This is a genomic window from Pirellulales bacterium (assembly GCA_033762255.1).
Taxonomy (GTDB): domain Bacteria; phylum Planctomycetota; class Planctomycetia; order Pirellulales; family JALHPA01; genus JANRLT01.
The window spans coordinates 34548-49487 of record JANRLT010000030.1 but is presented as its reverse complement, the minus strand read 5'-3'; the positions used below and the strand labels follow the sequence as shown (position 1 = coordinate 49487).

The following is a 14940-nucleotide window of genomic DNA, read 5'->3' as shown; positions in this document are numbered from 1 at the left end:
TCTTACCAATTATGCCGAACATTTTACGGTATCAGGCGTATTAACAGCACTAGCGACTCGCTTGATTTCGTCACGATTTTTTTCTCCGGTTTTTCCGGTCTCTCGGAAAAACCACAGAAAATGCTATGGTATTGGGTGAGTGTGATTCGCCCACGGATGTCGGGGCTGGACCGTGGGTGGGACATCTCCCTGATGGATTAACAAAATTCTTTGCGGACTAGGTAATCGCATGTGTGGCATCGTCGGTTATGTGGGCTTTCGTACGGCACAAGAAATCCTGGTGGAAGGGCTGCGGCGGTTGGAGTATCGCGGCTATGACAGCTCTGGCGTGGCAACCATCGCTCCGGGGGGCCGTCTGCAAGTGGTCAAGTCCGTGGGGCGGATCGATAATCTGGCCAAAAAGCTAGCTCAGACCCCCGCCACGGGGAGCGTGGGGATTGGCCACACCCGCTGGGCGACGCACGGCGTGCCCAACGATGTCAACAGCCACCCCCACTGGGGAGGCGACGATGTCCTGGTGCTGTGCCATAACGGCGTGATCGAAAATTTCCGCGCGTTAAAGACGCAGCTCGAGGCGCAGGGGTATGTCTTTCGCTCGGCCACGGATACAGAGGTGGTCGCGCATCTGATCGATAGCTACCTGCGGGAACAAGGGTGCGAGGCCGCGCATTTGCCCGCCAATGGCAAACAAAATGGCCTGGCGCCCGCGGAGAATAACTCGCATAACAATAATAATGGCGCTAAGAAAGGCGATCACGCCGACCCCTACGCGCATCTTATTCGGGCGATTAGCGCCGCCCTGGCCAAGCTTCAGGGGACCTACGGCCTGGCGATCATGTTTCGCGATTATCCCGAAGTGATCTTTGCCGCCCGCCTGGGAAGCCCCCTAGTCGTGGGCGTGGGAGATGGCGAGCATTTTATCGCTAGCGATGCCGCTCCGCTGGTCGGCCACACCGATAAAATTGTTTACCTGAGCGATCATGAATTGGCGGTGGTCACCGCCGATCACTTGCGTTTGATCCATCGCGATACGGGGCATGTGGCGGTTGATGTGAAGCAGTTGGAGCTAGAAGCCAGCTCGGTCCAGCTCAACGGCTATCGCCATTACATGCTCAAGGAGATTTTTGAGCAGCCGGAAACCTTGCAAAACGCCATGAGGGGCCGCTTGAGCGTGGACGAGGCGACCAGCGTCTTTGGCGGGCTAAATCTCAAGCCACAACAATTGCGCAGCGTAAACCGCATCATTCTGACCGGTTGCGGAACAAGCTGGCACGCGGCGCTGGTGGGGGAATACCTGATTGAGGAGCTGGCCCGCCTGCCCGTCGAAGTGGAATACGCCAGCGAACTGCGGTACCGCAATCCACCGGTCGATAAGGACACGCTACTGTTTGCTATTACCCAATCCGGGGAGACGGCGGACACGCTGGCGGCCCTGCGGGAATTCAAACGCAAGGGGCACCCCACGATGGCCATTTGCAATGTCGTGGGAAGCACCATCGCCCGCGAATGCGATGGCGGGATTTACCTGCACGCCGGGCCAGAGATTGGCGTGGCTAGCACCAAGGCATTTACCTCGCAAGTAATCACGCTGGCCATGCTGGCGCTGCACTTGGGCCGGTTGCGGCATCTGAGCTTTGGAGCAGGGCAGCGCATCATCGAACAACTGCGCCGGCTGCCGGAACTAGTTGCCGAGACGCTGGAATGCAACGATCTTGTGGCAAAAATCGCCGAAAAATACTGCGAATGCCGGAACTTTTTGTATTTGGGTCGGAATTACAATTTTCCCACGGCCCTGGAAGGCGCGCTCAAGCTCAAGGAAATTAGCTATCTCCATGCCGAGGGGTACCCCGCCGCGGAAATGAAGCACGGACCCATCGCCCTGGTCGATGAGTTCACGCCCAGTGTGTTTCTCATGCCAAAGGGGTTTGTCTATGATAAGGTGATGTCCAACCTGGAAGAGATCAAGGCCCGGGGGGGGCCGGTAATCGCGGTGGTGGACAACGATGACGACCGGGTGGAACACCTGGCGGACGATGTGATTCGCGTGCCGGCGGTCGAGGAATTTTTGCAGCCGATCGTCTCGATCGTGCCGCTACAACTGCTGGCGTATCACATCGCGCTATTGCGGGGCTGCGACGTGGATAAACCGCGCAATTTGGCCAAGAGCGTAACGGTGGAGTAAGGGCGGGGGGTTAGGTACCTATTTTTTATCGCCAATTCCTGCTAAAAAACTAGCGGACGTAATATAACTTACGGCCTTAAATCAATTCCTTTCCTGTAAAATCTGTCCTATCAAAAGCTTGGCACACGGTTTGCTGAATTTGTCCAAGGTATTTTCTACGGCAAAATTTAGCTAACAGAGGTTCCCATGCTGGCTTTTATGTGGTGGATTGTGATCGGATTGGTCGCCGGACTGCTAGCTCGCCTTATCATGCCCGGAAATCAGCCCATGGGCTGGGTGATGACCATCATGCTGGGGTTATTAGGCTCGATTGTTGGCGGATTTTTGGCTTCGATGATTTTTGGCACCGATCCGCGCGAACCCGGTTTTCAAACGGGCGGCTTTATAGCGTCCACCATCGGGGCGTTAATTTTGCTGGCCCTGTATGGCGCGTACGAACGACGGACAACCAGCAGGTTGTAGTAAAAACGCTATTGAGAATTTCCTTTCTTGATCACCCCTGCCCCTCCGCTCCCCTGCACCCCATCAGAATGCCTCTGTAGGTAAGGCCAAGATGTTGAAAGCTGGCCGCCGCCACCCTCGCTATTCCATCTCCACCACGGCCTTGATCACCCCCGCACCGGGATCCAGCCAGCTTGCAAAAACTTCCGGTATTTGCATAAATGCCGCCCGGTGTGTGATCCAGGGGCGGGTGTCAATTTTTCCCGCGGCGATTAAATCGATGATCCGCGGAAAGTCGCGGCTCGGGGCGTTGCGACTGGCCAAAATCGATAACTCTCGCCGGTGCAAATGCGGCGGATGGGGGATCGCCAGCGTCTGCTGGGTGATCCCCACATACACAATTTTTCCGGCAAATGCCGCAAATTCCAGCGCCCGTGCCATCGACAGGTGGCTTCCCGTTGCATCAATGACCACGTCGGCCAGTTGACCATTGGTTAACTCCGCCACAGCCGCACTGTCAGCCTCGGTCCCCTGGGCCAAAATCGTATCCGCCACACCCATGTGTTGGCGGACAAAATCGAGCCGATTCGGGCTCAGGTCCATGACGATGGGCCGTGCGCCGGAAAGCTTGACAAACTCGAGCGCGGCCAGGCCAATTGGCCCCGCCCCCAGTAGCAGTACGTTTTGCCCGGGTTGCGCTCCCCCCCGATCGACCGCATGGCAGCCGATCGCCAACGTCTCGACCAGGGCACACTGCTCGGGCGAGAGCGCTTCCGCGGGGTGCAGCTTTCGCGCGGGAAGAATAATCTGGCTGGTTAGGCCACCGTCGCACATCACGCCCAGCGTTTGGTTAGTCTCGCAGCAATTGGTATAACCGCGGCGGCAGGCGTAGCATTTCTGGCAATTCAAGTACGGCTCGACCGAGCAGAGTTGCCCGGGGCGGACATTGGCGACTCCCTCTCCCACGGCCATGACTGTCACACCCAGCTCATGCCCGGGGATGCGTGGGTAGGAAAAAAACGGCATTTTGCCCAAGTATCCGGCGATATCGGTCCCGCAGATACCAACCGCGCGCACGCGCAAGAGGGCTTCTCCTGGACCAGGCGTGGGGGGGGTGGGAATGTCGATCAGTTGCCACTGTTGCGGCTGGGCGAGTTGCAGAGCGAGCATGGAGGGATTGGGGTGAATGTAGTGTTTGTATTCCCCTCGACCGTGAGAGGAATCTGGGGATTTATGATTCAGAGTCAATGATTATGTAACTTGTCATCCAAAAGTAGCGACATCACGGGCGTAGTTCGGGCTTCAGCCCGTTACTCAGATGACGAGTGGTTATATTAGATGGTCATAACGGATGAATCGGGCCGTTGGCCCTGCCATTATTCATTTCCGATTTACCTAGGGCGACGCTGCGCTTGCCCTAGGCTGGGATAGGTTGGGCCTTTGGCCCACGTAATCAACACAAAAAGCGTGATGGGTAAATCAATTATTCTCCGGCAAACCCTCGACATGGCCGATGTTTTTGACGGGGGCAAAAATGGCCTGCACATCGCGCAACAGCTCTTGATCAATGGGTTCGGCCAGCCAACTGGCCCAGTTGCGGATATTGTGGGGATTGGCGCTGCCGGCGATCGTGCTGGCAATGTCCGGATTTGCGCAAGCAAACTGCAAGGCCAGTTTGGCGATGTCGCTTCCCCGGGCGGCGCACAGTTCGGCGGCGCGGCGGGCCGCGGCCTTGACGGATTCTGGTTCCTTAAGCCACGCGGGGAGGGGGGCGTTGGTGAGTAAACGGGCGGAAAACGGCCCCGCGTTCAGGATGCCGACGCCGCGGCTTTGCAGGTAGGGAATCGATTCATCCGCCAAACGCGTGTTTTGCAGCGTGTATTGGTTGTAAGACAGAATGCAATCGACATCCGCCTGGTCGCAAATCGTGCGAAAGATTTTTTGGGGGTAGCCGCTAAAGCCGATGTACCGCACTTTGCCCGCTTGTTGAATTTTACGCAGCGCGGGCATTGTTTCGGCGACGATTTGCGGCAGGGGGACAAACTCGATATCATGGCAGAGCATGATATCCAGGTGGTCCGTCCCCAGCCGATGCAGGCTGACATCGACGCTTTCGGCCACGCGGCGGGTGCTAAAGTCAAAATGAGCCAGATCGTACCTGCCCAGCTTGCTACACAGGATATAGCTGTCGCGCGGGACATCCCGTAGGGCAATTCCCAGCAGCACCTCGCTCATTCCCCGGCCATAAAAGGGGGACGTATCAATAAAGTTGATTCCGCAATCCAGCGCGACCCGCACGCTATCGAGCGCTTCGGTCAGGGTGATGCTGCGAAACTCCTGGCCCAGGGAAGATGCCCCAAAGCCCAGGATTGGCAGGTTTAAGTCGGTACGTCCCAGTTTGCGGTGTTGCATATGGTCCTTTAGTGAGTTGTCAATTAGCCCGTCGCGTCAGCAAGGGATAAAATGATAATTTTTAAGCACGGAGTCACGGAGTGAATACCGAGGGGCATGGAGCAGCGGGATTGGAACACAGATCATACTGATTGGACTGATCGGCACGGATCAGACATAGTAACATGAAAATCTGAAATCCAAAATTTGAAATATTGAACATTCGATAGATGCAATTCCATTTACTATGAATGATAACAACTCTTCTCTGTGCTGCTCTGAATTTCCTCCGTGCCTCCGTGATAAAAGTCTTTCAGTCCCTTGCTGACGCTGCGGGCTGAAGTGTTGTTCCTGGCTGACGCTGCGGGCTAAGAACGCTCTAACCCATAAAACCGCATCGTGTTTTCGCCAAAAACTTTTTTCTCCGCCTGTTCTCCCAGTCCCGCCACATAGTCGTGCGTTAACACATACACCCGCGCATAACTTCCGGCTAAGAGCGCGACCGGCCAGTCCGACCCATACATCAGCCGCTCCGGGCCAAAGGCCTGTACGACCAAGCGCAAATAAGGCTCAAAGTCCGCCGCTTCCCAGTTGTGCCAATCCGCCTCGGTCACCATACCCGACAGCTTGCAAAACACGTTCTCACATTCCGCCAACCGACGGATTTGCGTGCTCCACTCGATAAATTCCGGCTGACTAGGCTGCAACCGGCGCGCGATGGGGGGCTTGGCAATGTGATCCAGCACCAAGGGCTGCCGGGGAAAATTTCGCGCCAGTTGATTTGCCGCGGGAAGCTGCCGGGGAAACACCAGCAGGTCATACGTCAGGCCAAAATCCTCCAGCGCGGCGATACCCCGCTGAAACTCGGTCCCTAACATAAAGTTATCATCCGGCTCATCTTGGACGACATGCCTAACGCCCACGAATTTGGGATGCGGGACAAATTCCCGCAGTTGCGATTCCAACCCTGTCGAACGTAAATCGACCCAGCCGACCACGCCCTGGATAAAGTCATGTTGCTCCGCTAGTTCTAGCAGCCAGCGTGATTCCGCCAGCGTCTGCCGGGCTTGCACGGCCACACAGCCATCCAGTTTGCACGCCGCCAGTTCCGGCTGCAAATCCTTGGGCAAAAAGTCCCGCCGCAATGGCCAATCGGCCCCAATCCACGGATATTCCGCCGGATCATATCGCCAAAAATGTTGATGCGCGTCAATACGCATGGGTGATGCCTGTCATCATCGTGGTAAAATAAAAAAAGTATTTGTAGGTAAAAAATAGGCAATTTATCCGGGTTCCCGTCGTTAAATAGTCTGCGAAAGAAATCCCCCATCCACCCGCAAATCAATTCCCGTGACAAAGCTCGCCGCGGCCTGACTGGCCAAAAAGATCGCCGCCCCGATCAGTTCCCGTGGCTCGCCAAATCGGCCCATCGGCGTATGTCCCCAGATCGCGCGGGTCCGTTCGTTAGGTGTGCCATCGGCCTGAAACAACAAGGCGCGGTTTTGTTCGACGGGAAAAAACCCTGGCGTGATGGAATTGACCCGCACGCCGGCGGTCGCCCATTCGCGGGCCAGAAACTGCGTTAGGCTGACCACGGCGGCCTTGGCCGCGGAATAGGCGACCACCCGTGATAATGGAATATGCGCGGACACACTGGCGATATTAATAACACAACCGCGCTGGCGGCGAACCATGGCGGCTCCAAATTCCTGGCAAGGCAAGAGCACGCCCCCCACCAGATTCAGATCAAACGCGCTTCGCCAATCGTCCGGCAAAATATCTTCAAATTTGCGTTCGGGCTGGACGGTTACCCGGGGATCGTTTCCCCCCGCGGCATTGACCAAGATCGTGGGGGGCCCAAAAAGCTGCTCTATTGCTTGATGCGCTCCCCGCAGGTCGGCCATTTGGGTGACATCGGCGGCAAAAAATTCGCCTGTCCCCCCGGCAGAGCGAATCGCGGCAATGCGCGCCCTTCCCCGCTCGACATTACGGCCCAAGATGGCGCTCTTGGCCCCGGCGGCGGCCAAGCCCGCGGCAATCGTTCCACCTAGAGCACCCGTCGCCCCGACAACCACAGCGACATCGTTGGATAGATCAAACAAGTTCATTGTGAGTTAATTACAAATTACAAATTACGAATTACAAATGAAGACAGGAATATTTACCAACTTCCTACTAAACACGCACGCCGACGCTTAACAGCAGGTTCGCCCAGAGGGCTTGATCGGCTGTTTGGATGGTTAGGACATGATCCACGGACTGTACCGCGGCATAGAAGTCCCACTTGATAATCGGTTCCAAAGTCACCGCCGAACCGCTGGCAGTTAAAATTTGGCGGTATTCGGCCCAGACCGGGGGATCACCGGCGGCGGCATACGGATCGCTGGGGTCGATTCCCATCGTATTGACATGATCAATCGGCAGCACGGCTAAAAGTGCCCGCAACACCTGAGCGACGGTGGGAATCCCCGGTGAAAGCTGCAAGCAGATAAGTTCCGCGCGGGGGCCGATCTTGGACGAGGCGGGATAATTGCCGTCAGCGATCAAAATTTTGGCGTGATGTCCCGCCCGGGCGGCAACTCGCAAAATGTCGGGATGAAGGAGCGGTGTTTTGAGCATATCTGCAAGCGGTTTGGACAATGTAGAACAAATAATGAGCCGATCCGCCTATCCCAACCTGTGATTACAACACTTGCCGCAGGGCGGTCATGGTTTGCTTGGCGGCGGCGGAACTATCAGGCCAGGGAAAAATCTCGGCGGAAAGATAGCCATCGTACCCGATCTTGTGGAGCGCGGAAACCAGCGTTTTGAACTTGGTGTGGCCAAATCCCATCGCGCGGCGGTTGGAATCGGCAAAATGCACATGCCCAATTAAGCTTTTTGCGCTATGAATGGCCAAAGCGGAGTTTGCTTCCTCGATATTCATGTGAAACATATCGGCGAGGATTTTTACCCCAACCAGTTCCCTGGTTTGCAGCCATTGGGCGGTATCCGCCAGCCGGTTAAAGAGATTTGTCTCGTAGCGGTTGAGCGGTTCGTACAAAAGCGTAACACTATGCTGAGCGGCTATGTCCGCGAGGCTCGCCAAGCCATCATGCAGCCAATCCAGGGCCACGGCGCGCTCGACTTCTGGCTCCACGCGTCCTTGCATCGAGCCAATAATCACCGCTGCCCCAAACTTTCCCCCCAGTTCCAGCATTTCCTGAATAAAGCGTACTGCTTTTTGCCGGGTGGCCTTATGGGGCGAAGTCAGGGTCAGGCGTTCCCGCAGCCATCCCGCTCCCGTGCCAAACGCGGCGACTTGTAGCTCATGCCTCCGCAACAGTTTTTTCAGGTCCACGACAGAGATCGCCGCGGCCGCGGGGGGAAAAATTTCCACACCGTCAAAGCCATGTTTGGCCGCGCGGGCGCATCCATCCGCCAACCCATCATGAAAGACAAACGGTCCCTCCCGCGCTTCGGGAACCAGGCAGATTGTGATAGCGGTGCGCATGCGGGTGAAAAGGTAAGATTTAAATTACTGTAATTGGGGATGCTGCGGCACAGAACCTAGGGCGACGCTGCGCTTGCCCTAGGCTGGGATAGGTCGGGCCTGTGGCCCGCAATCGGATCTGACAACGACATTCTTTGCAAAGAGTAAAAGCTTTACAATTTATATTAGATTGGAGGGTCGCTCTTATTGTGCTTGGCCAAATAACGGACGTAAATGCCGCTGATACAGATTTTCGGTCACATTTTTTCCCACGATCTCGGCATTTGCGCTCAATAAGTCGTAATAACGGTTGCCGGCCTGTGCCGCCAGCTTAAATGCCACGTGCAAAAGCTGCCGCACATGCGGGTTAAAGAGGGGATGGCCGGGAATATGCCGCAACGCCCCGGTAAATTCCTCACTCGACCACTTCTCCACAGTTATAACACTGGGGAGCAACGCGGGATCAATGTCGATCACACTGGCATACGGCGCACACAATTCCCGTTGATGGGCCAGGGCTTCGGCATAAAGTTCCTTGGTAAAGTCCAGCGCGTCCCCTCCCGCTGCGGCTAGTCCAATCAACTCCTCCAGCCATGTCGTCCCGGCGGTTTTGACATGAACCCCCGCGCCTGTCGCGACCAGGGCCTGGCGGATCACGGGATAAAGTTGGAATTTATCGCTCCCGCTATGCACGCTCAATTTTAGATTTGCGGGGAGGCCGTATTGCTTGCTCGCATGGGCGATAACGGCCAAATCCGCGCTAAATTCCCGCGCGAACTGCGCCACATCTCCCACGTAATCAACACCTTTGTTGAACCGGCCAGTGAACTTGGGGGCGATGGTTTGCAGCCGGATTTTTTCCTCGGCAACCGCCGCCAAAATGACTAGCAACTCGGGGGGTGTCTGGGGGGTATCCGTTTCATCAACCGATATTTCGGCGATGAAGCCATCCTCCCCTTTGGCCGCCGCGATCCGGCGATAAATCCGCCCGGCGGTTTGCACCGCCAACAGATACTTGCCCGCGATTCGTTCAACTTCCCCTTGTGATAAATCAAACGGCTGGGGCAAGCCGGCGATTTCCACTTGTCCCACCAGTTCGGGATGACGACGGACAAAAGCCGCAACATCCGAGGCCGCCGCCGGTTGGCCAATGGCATCCGCCACATCCAAGGTAAAAAAATCCGCGCTGTCCAAATACCGCTCCACAGTGTCCAAGCGAATATGATCGGCATCGACATGCCACGGTCGCGACCAGCCAAGAGCGGTGATGGCTTGCTGGGCGGCCGTGCGGACGCTGGCGGGCTGGCTCCCCACAAAGCTATGCTCGCGGTTTGATTTATTCCAGACGGGCGTGACTGACACGCCCTCTTTTGCCAATAACTGGAAAGCCCGAAGTTGCGGGACGGCTTGGCGGGCAAAACGATCCCCCACGCCAAAAGAAAGTTTTTCTAGCTGTAACATGGGCGGAGCGCGGCAAAGTGCGCTTGGTTATGACAGATTATTTTGCTTAAAACTGTCGCTAGCGTAACATTTCCGCAATTTTGAGCCAAGCGGGGGGTATAAGCCCATTATCCCGTCTGCCGCGCATCTTGAGGGGTGTATTCCTGCCGCCACGTCCACGCCAAAATCAGCCCAAACGGCACCCACCAGAGCAGATCATTGGTCAAAATTGTCAGGCCGGCCCACCAAGGAAATTCCCCGTTGCCCGCTGCCCAGAGAAACCCGATAGGCCCAAAAATCTTGCCTAATAAACCGACCAATACGATTGGCCAGTGCCGGGCTGGGTCATAAGCGGCCAGGATATAGCCTATCCCGTACACTCCCACAATCATGCCGATGCATTGGACTAGGCTGGGGTAATTCGGCAAGGGAGACTGGAGCCAGCCAAACGGGACCAACGGGAACAAAATCACAAAAGTGCCCCAGGCTAGGTTGTATATCCCGGCCAAGAGTAATAACCAGAACATCCAGCGGGGGGCTGGCGGGCGGTGAATGTGTGTCATGGAGTTGCGGTAAGATAGGATGAAGTGAAGCTTGAACTCCCCTGGCTAGTCGCGGGGCCTATAACTACAAGTGGTTGTAAAGATATTACCGCAATTTCCCGCTCTTTTTAACATTGCATCATTCCAGGTTCATTTACCATGAGACTAGCCGCCAGACCTAATGAAATCGAGGTGTTTTTCGATGGGGGTTGTCCGCTTTGTCTACGGGAAATCAACATGCTGCGCCGTTGGGACAAAAATGAAAAAATCCTCTTTACGGATATCGAGGCTTCTGATTTTAATGCGACCGACTTGGGTAAAACCCAGGAAGAGTTGATGGCACAGATTCATGGTCGGACGCCGGACGGCCAGATGATCGTCGGGGTAGAGGTGTTTCGCCGACTGTATGCGGCGGTGGGATTTGGTTGGCTGGTCTGGTTGTCGCGCTGGCCAGTGATCCGGCAAGCGCTGGATCTAGGTTATTGGGTCTTTGCCCGGAATCGGTTGTGGCTGACAGGGAGGCAGTTTTTAACAGGGAGCCAGTGCGTAGACGGCAAGTGCGTGCTGCGGACGAAGGAAGCTCCTTCCTCCCCGGCAGGGCACTAACAACAAGTTGGCCGCGGAACTGCATTTCCAGTCCGATGCGGTGAATCATTTGAATTTGTTAAATCTTGGGGGAAAACGCTGATGGATCAAAGCGGGATTTTGTTGTTGCATTTGGCCTGCACGCTGTTTATGACGGGCTTGATCTGGTTTGTGCAGATCGTCCATTATCCGCTCTTGGCCGCGGTGGGAGAGCGGGAATTTTGCGCTTATGAAACCGCGCACCAGTCGCGCACGTCGCTAGTTGTGTCCGGCCCCATGCTGCTCGAGGGACTGACCGCCGGCTGGCTTTTGGCGTGGCAACCGACACTTTGGACAAATGTCATTTATATGGCGGCCCTGGTGCTCTTGGTGGTGATTTGGCTGTCGACGGCCTTTTTGCAAATGCCCCTGCATCAGTCGCTAAGTCGCGGTTATGACGTCCGCCGACTGCGCTGGCTGGTCCAATCCAACTGGCTTCGCACGATCGCTTGGACAGTGCGCGGGGGATTCATATTACACTTTTGCCACACGGTGTTAAGTGCTAATAGCTCGTTGGCATACTGATTCCCGCCGCTTTAACTATTTCATTAACTTTAACGATTACCAGCAAATCCATGCCCGGAAATTATGCCATTTTAGGAGCCAGCGGCACGATTGGCGCGACGCTCTCCCGCCAGTTGACGCTCGCCGGCCACAAAGTTCTCATGCTGGGCCGGGATAGCGGCAAATTGGCCGCATTGGGACAGGAAATTGGCCAATCGTGGAAAGCAGTCAACCTAGATAACTCGCAAGAATTAGAAGATGTGCTGCGCCATCATGCCGAACAGTCGGGCCCGTGGTCGGGGATGGCCAACTGCATCGGTTCACTCATCCTCAAACCCGCGCATCTAACCAGCGACGAGGAATTTCGCCAGACGGTGGAGACGAATTTGTTTAGCTCCTTTGCCCTGGTGCGGGCCGCGGGAAAGCTCATGCGTGAAGGGGGTGGCTCCGTCGTATTGGTGGCGTCCGCAGCCGCGGAAATCGGCATATCCAACCACGAGGCGATCGCCGCGGCCAAAGGGGGTGTCATCTCCCTGGCGCGTTCGGCCGCGGCAACCTATGCCCCTCAGCAAATCCGCGTCAACGTGGTCAGCCCCGGACTGACCCGCACCGAATTGACCCGCCGCATTTGGTCCAATCCCGCCTCTGCCGCGGCTTCCCAAGAAATGCACGCCTTGGGCAAGCTGGGCGAACCAGCCGATGTGGCCAATCTGATCGCGTGGCTACTCGATCCTACCAACTCCTTTATTACGGGACAGGTGATCGGCGTGGATGGGGGTCTGGGCCATGTATTGGCAAGAAAAAAGTAAACTATATCCATATTGCTAATTTATAATTTTAACGTGCTATGCAAATTATTATCGTGTGCCAAATCTGTTGCGGGATAACGGGGATTGATCCTTTGCGGGCCAACGGCCCGATTCATCCTTGTTGACCAAAAGCTTTAGCGATCATCCTTGGATTGCGGGTTAAACTGTGATCGATTTTTATGACACTGGCAAAAGGGATCGGCGCAGTACTGATTCTGGGGGGCTTGCTCCATTTGGCCATCTGGCTCGTTGGCGGCTACGACTGGGAAGGGGCGGTCTCTCCCCGCAAGCCCGCGCTGTTTGGTATTTCCGCGGGTGTTACCGTCTGGTCGTTAGCCTGGGTCATGTCAAAACTTCCCACTCGAACGGGCGATAGGTGCTGGTCGGTCATCATGCCGTTGTGCCTCTTTGTGGAAGTAGCCCTCATTACGCTGCAATATTGGCGGGGTGTCCCTTCACACTTTAACCATGCCACGCCGCTGGATACCGGGATAGAGTCTGCCATGCTGGCGCTTATCGCCATCGTGACTCTGGGAATTGGTTGGCTAGCGTGGCGTAGTTGCCAGCCGTTGTCGCTTGATCCGGCTATGGAGCTTGCGCTGCGCGCGGGTTTGTGGTATCTGCTCTTTTCCTGCATCTTGGGTTTTGTGATTACCGCAATAGGTCAAGCCAACATTCAGCGCGGTTCACCGCCGGAAATTTATGGCTCCGCGGGCGTGCTAAAATACCCCCACGGTGTGGCCCTACATGCCATTCAAATTTTTCCGGCGGTTGCCTGGGTCTTGCGACGATGGCAAGTTCCCCGCAGAAAGGAAATCCTGGCCGCGCTGGTTGTCGCACAGGGACTTTTATTAGTCCAGGCGGTCTGGACAACGGCCCTGGGACGGAGCCGCCTGGATCTGGATTTATATGGAGGAACCTTGCTATTGCTGGCGGGGTTGTGTCTGGTCCCCATAGCGTGGCTGCTGTTTGACAAAACCAGAGGAATCTAACTTTATGCTGGCCGCGCTCATTTATCCGCACCAACTGTATGCGCGGCAACCCGCATTAGCCGGAGCAGATCTTTGCGTGTTGGTGGAGGACCCGCTCTTCTTTCGGCAGTATCCCTTTCACGCCCAAAAGCTGGTGCTACACCGCGCCAGTCTGCGACATTATGCGGATACATTACGCCAGTCTGGTCACATAGTCGAAATCATTCCCTGTGACCAATTGGCCGCCACGGGTGATCTGGCGCTGCTGCTAAAAAAGCGGGGAGTCACTACGGCCCAGCTATTGAATCCCTGCGATGACTGGCTTGAGCAACGTCTAACGACCGCGCTTGCCGCCGTGGGGATTGCCTGCCGATTACTACCCGATCCGCACTTTTTGACCTCCCGCGAGGAATTTGCCACGTTTGCCCAACCCTCGTCCAGTTCCCGCACGCCCAGAAAAAGACTTTTCTTTACCGAGTTTTATATCACCCAGCGGCGGCGCTTGGGGGTGCTGCTTGATAAAAAAGGGACGCCAGTAGGAGGCAAGTGGAGCTTTGACACCGAAAATCGCCGCAAACTGCCACGGGGTATGACGATACCGGAGATGCCCGTGCAAGCGGCCACACCCCATGTCCGGGCGGCACAGGCGGAACTGGCCAAACAGTTTCCGCAGGCACCTGGTCGATGGCTGGACTTTGCATATCCTGTCACGGCACAGCAGGCCCAGGCGGGATTGCGGGATTTTCTGGACCAGCGTTTTGCGAATTTTGGCGAATACGAGGACGCAATCCACTCCACCGAGCCGTTTTTGTTTCACTCCGTCCTTACGCCCGCGTTGAATATCGGGTTATTAACGCCAAAAGAGGTCCTGGATGCGGCGCTGGCGCGGTTGGATGATGTACCGCTGAATTCGCTCGAGGGTTTTATTCGGCAGATCATTGGCTGGCGGGAATACATGCGGGGGGTGTATCTCCTATATGGGCGTCGCCAGCGGACGCGAAATTATTGGGAACACACGCGACCCCTTCCCGCGGCGTTTTATGACGGCACCACCGGGATCGAACCGGTTGACATGGTCATTCAGCGGGTGCTGCGGCACGCGTATTGCCACCATATCGAGCGGTTGATGATCCTGGGCAATTTTATGCTGTTATGTGAGATTGACCCGGACGCCATTTATCAATGGTTCATGGAACTGTTTATCGACGCGTACGATTGGGTGATGGTTCCCAATATCTACGGCATGAGCCAGCACGCGGATGGGGGCTTGATCACGACCAAGCCATACCTCAGTGGATCCAGTTATGTATTAAAAATGAGCAATTTTAAGAAAGGGGTCTGGTGCCCGATTTGGGATGCCCTGTATTGGCGGTTTATTCATAAACATCGAAATTTCTTTAACGCGAATCCGCGAATGTCCGTTATGTCCAGCCAGTTGGACAAAATGGGACCCAAGCTGGCGAATCACTTGCGCGTGGCGGATGAGTATTTGGCACGACTGCACCACCGAGTTACTTAACCGGGGCAGAATCTCAAGGTGCCATTCAAAGCAATATCCTTTGTT

General features: G+C 55.7%; 15 protein-coding genes. 7 read left to right on the top strand and 8 right to left on the bottom strand.

Translation table 11 applies throughout. The features are described 5' to 3' along the window. Positions 1-229 precede the first annotated feature (229 nt). Together glmS and SFX18_09350 are read left to right on the top strand one after the other, a co-directional pair. Positions 230-2182, top strand: coding sequence for a glutamine--fructose-6-phosphate transaminase (isomerizing) (gene glmS, locus SFX18_09355; GenBank protein MDX1963348.1), 1953 nt, complete (start codon positions 230-232; stop codon positions 2180-2182). 186 nt (positions 2183-2368) lie between these two features. Next, positions 2369-2644: a GlsB/YeaQ/YmgE family stress response membrane protein gene (locus tag SFX18_09350; protein ID MDX1963347.1), complete on the top strand. Its 276-nt coding sequence runs from the start codon at positions 2369-2371 to the stop codon at positions 2642-2644. A 120-nt stretch (positions 2645-2764) separates the two neighbouring features. On the opposite strand, the gene SFX18_09345 is transcribed toward SFX18_09350, so the two are convergent. From SFX18_09345 to SFX18_09310, 8 genes are all read right to left on the bottom strand, one after another. Beyond that, on the bottom strand, positions 2765-3793 hold the full coding sequence (locus tag SFX18_09345) for a zinc-binding alcohol dehydrogenase family protein (protein MDX1963346.1): 1029 nt from the start codon (positions 3791-3793) through the stop codon (positions 2765-2767). A 309-nt stretch (positions 3794-4102) separates the two neighbouring features. Continuing rightward, positions 4103-5035 (bottom strand): aldo/keto reductase, encoded by a 933-nt coding sequence (locus tag SFX18_09340; GenBank protein MDX1963345.1) that lies wholly within the window; start codon positions 5033-5035, stop codon positions 4103-4105. A gap of 347 nt (positions 5036-5382) precedes the next feature. Further along, entirely contained in the window at positions 5383-6234 is an 852-nt protein-coding gene (locus SFX18_09335; protein MDX1963344.1) for an amidohydrolase family protein, read from the bottom strand. 81 nt (positions 6235-6315) lie between these two features. Beyond that, positions 6316-7122: an SDR family oxidoreductase gene (locus tag SFX18_09330; GenBank protein ID MDX1963343.1), complete on the bottom strand. Its 807-nt coding sequence runs from the start codon at positions 7120-7122 to the stop codon at positions 6316-6318. A 67-nt stretch (positions 7123-7189) separates the two neighbouring features. After that, the gene (locus SFX18_09325; GenBank protein MDX1963342.1) at positions 7190-7654 is read right to left on the bottom strand and encodes an RbsD/FucU family protein; all 465 of its coding nucleotides are present in this window, start codon (positions 7652-7654) and stop codon (positions 7190-7192) included. A gap of 43 nt (positions 7655-7697) precedes the next feature. Then, positions 7698-8507 carry a sugar phosphate isomerase/epimerase family protein gene (locus tag SFX18_09320; protein ID MDX1963341.1) on the bottom strand — a complete coding sequence of 270 codons (810 nt, stop codon included), beginning with the start codon at positions 8505-8507 and terminating at the stop codon, positions 7698-7700. A gap of 183 nt (positions 8508-8690) precedes the next feature. Then, the gene (locus SFX18_09315) at positions 8691-9947 is read right to left on the bottom strand and encodes a tagaturonate epimerase family protein (GenBank protein MDX1963340.1); all 1257 of its coding nucleotides are present in this window, start codon (positions 9945-9947) and stop codon (positions 8691-8693) included. 107 nt (positions 9948-10054) lie between these two features. Then, entirely contained in the window at positions 10055-10489 is a 435-nt protein-coding gene (locus SFX18_09310; GenBank protein MDX1963339.1) for a hypothetical protein, read from the bottom strand. Positions 10490-10627: 138 nt separating this feature from the next. On the opposite strand from SFX18_09310, the gene SFX18_09305 reads away from it, so the two are divergent. The 5 genes from SFX18_09305 to SFX18_09285 all read left to right on the top strand — a co-directional run bounded on the left by SFX18_09305 (position 10628) and on the right by SFX18_09285 (position 14895). Beyond that, positions 10628-11074, top strand: a complete 447-nt coding sequence (locus SFX18_09305) for a DUF393 domain-containing protein (GenBank protein ID MDX1963338.1) — start codon at positions 10628-10630, stop codon at positions 11072-11074. An 81-nt stretch (positions 11075-11155) separates the two neighbouring features. Next, positions 11156-11617, top strand: coding sequence for a hypothetical protein (locus SFX18_09300; protein MDX1963337.1), 462 nt, complete (start codon positions 11156-11158; stop codon positions 11615-11617). 50 nt (positions 11618-11667) lie between these two features. Next, complete coding sequence (locus SFX18_09295; protein ID MDX1963336.1) at positions 11668-12405, top strand: SDR family oxidoreductase; 738 nt, start codon at positions 11668-11670, stop codon at positions 12403-12405. 179 nt (positions 12406-12584) lie between these two features. Continuing rightward, positions 12585-13397: a hypothetical protein gene (locus tag SFX18_09290; protein MDX1963335.1), complete on the top strand. Its 813-nt coding sequence runs from the start codon at positions 12585-12587 to the stop codon at positions 13395-13397. 4 nt (positions 13398-13401) lie between these two features. Next, complete coding sequence (locus SFX18_09285; protein ID MDX1963334.1) at positions 13402-14895, top strand: cryptochrome/photolyase family protein; 1494 nt, start codon at positions 13402-13404, stop codon at positions 14893-14895. Positions 14896-14940: the final 45 nt, after the last annotated feature.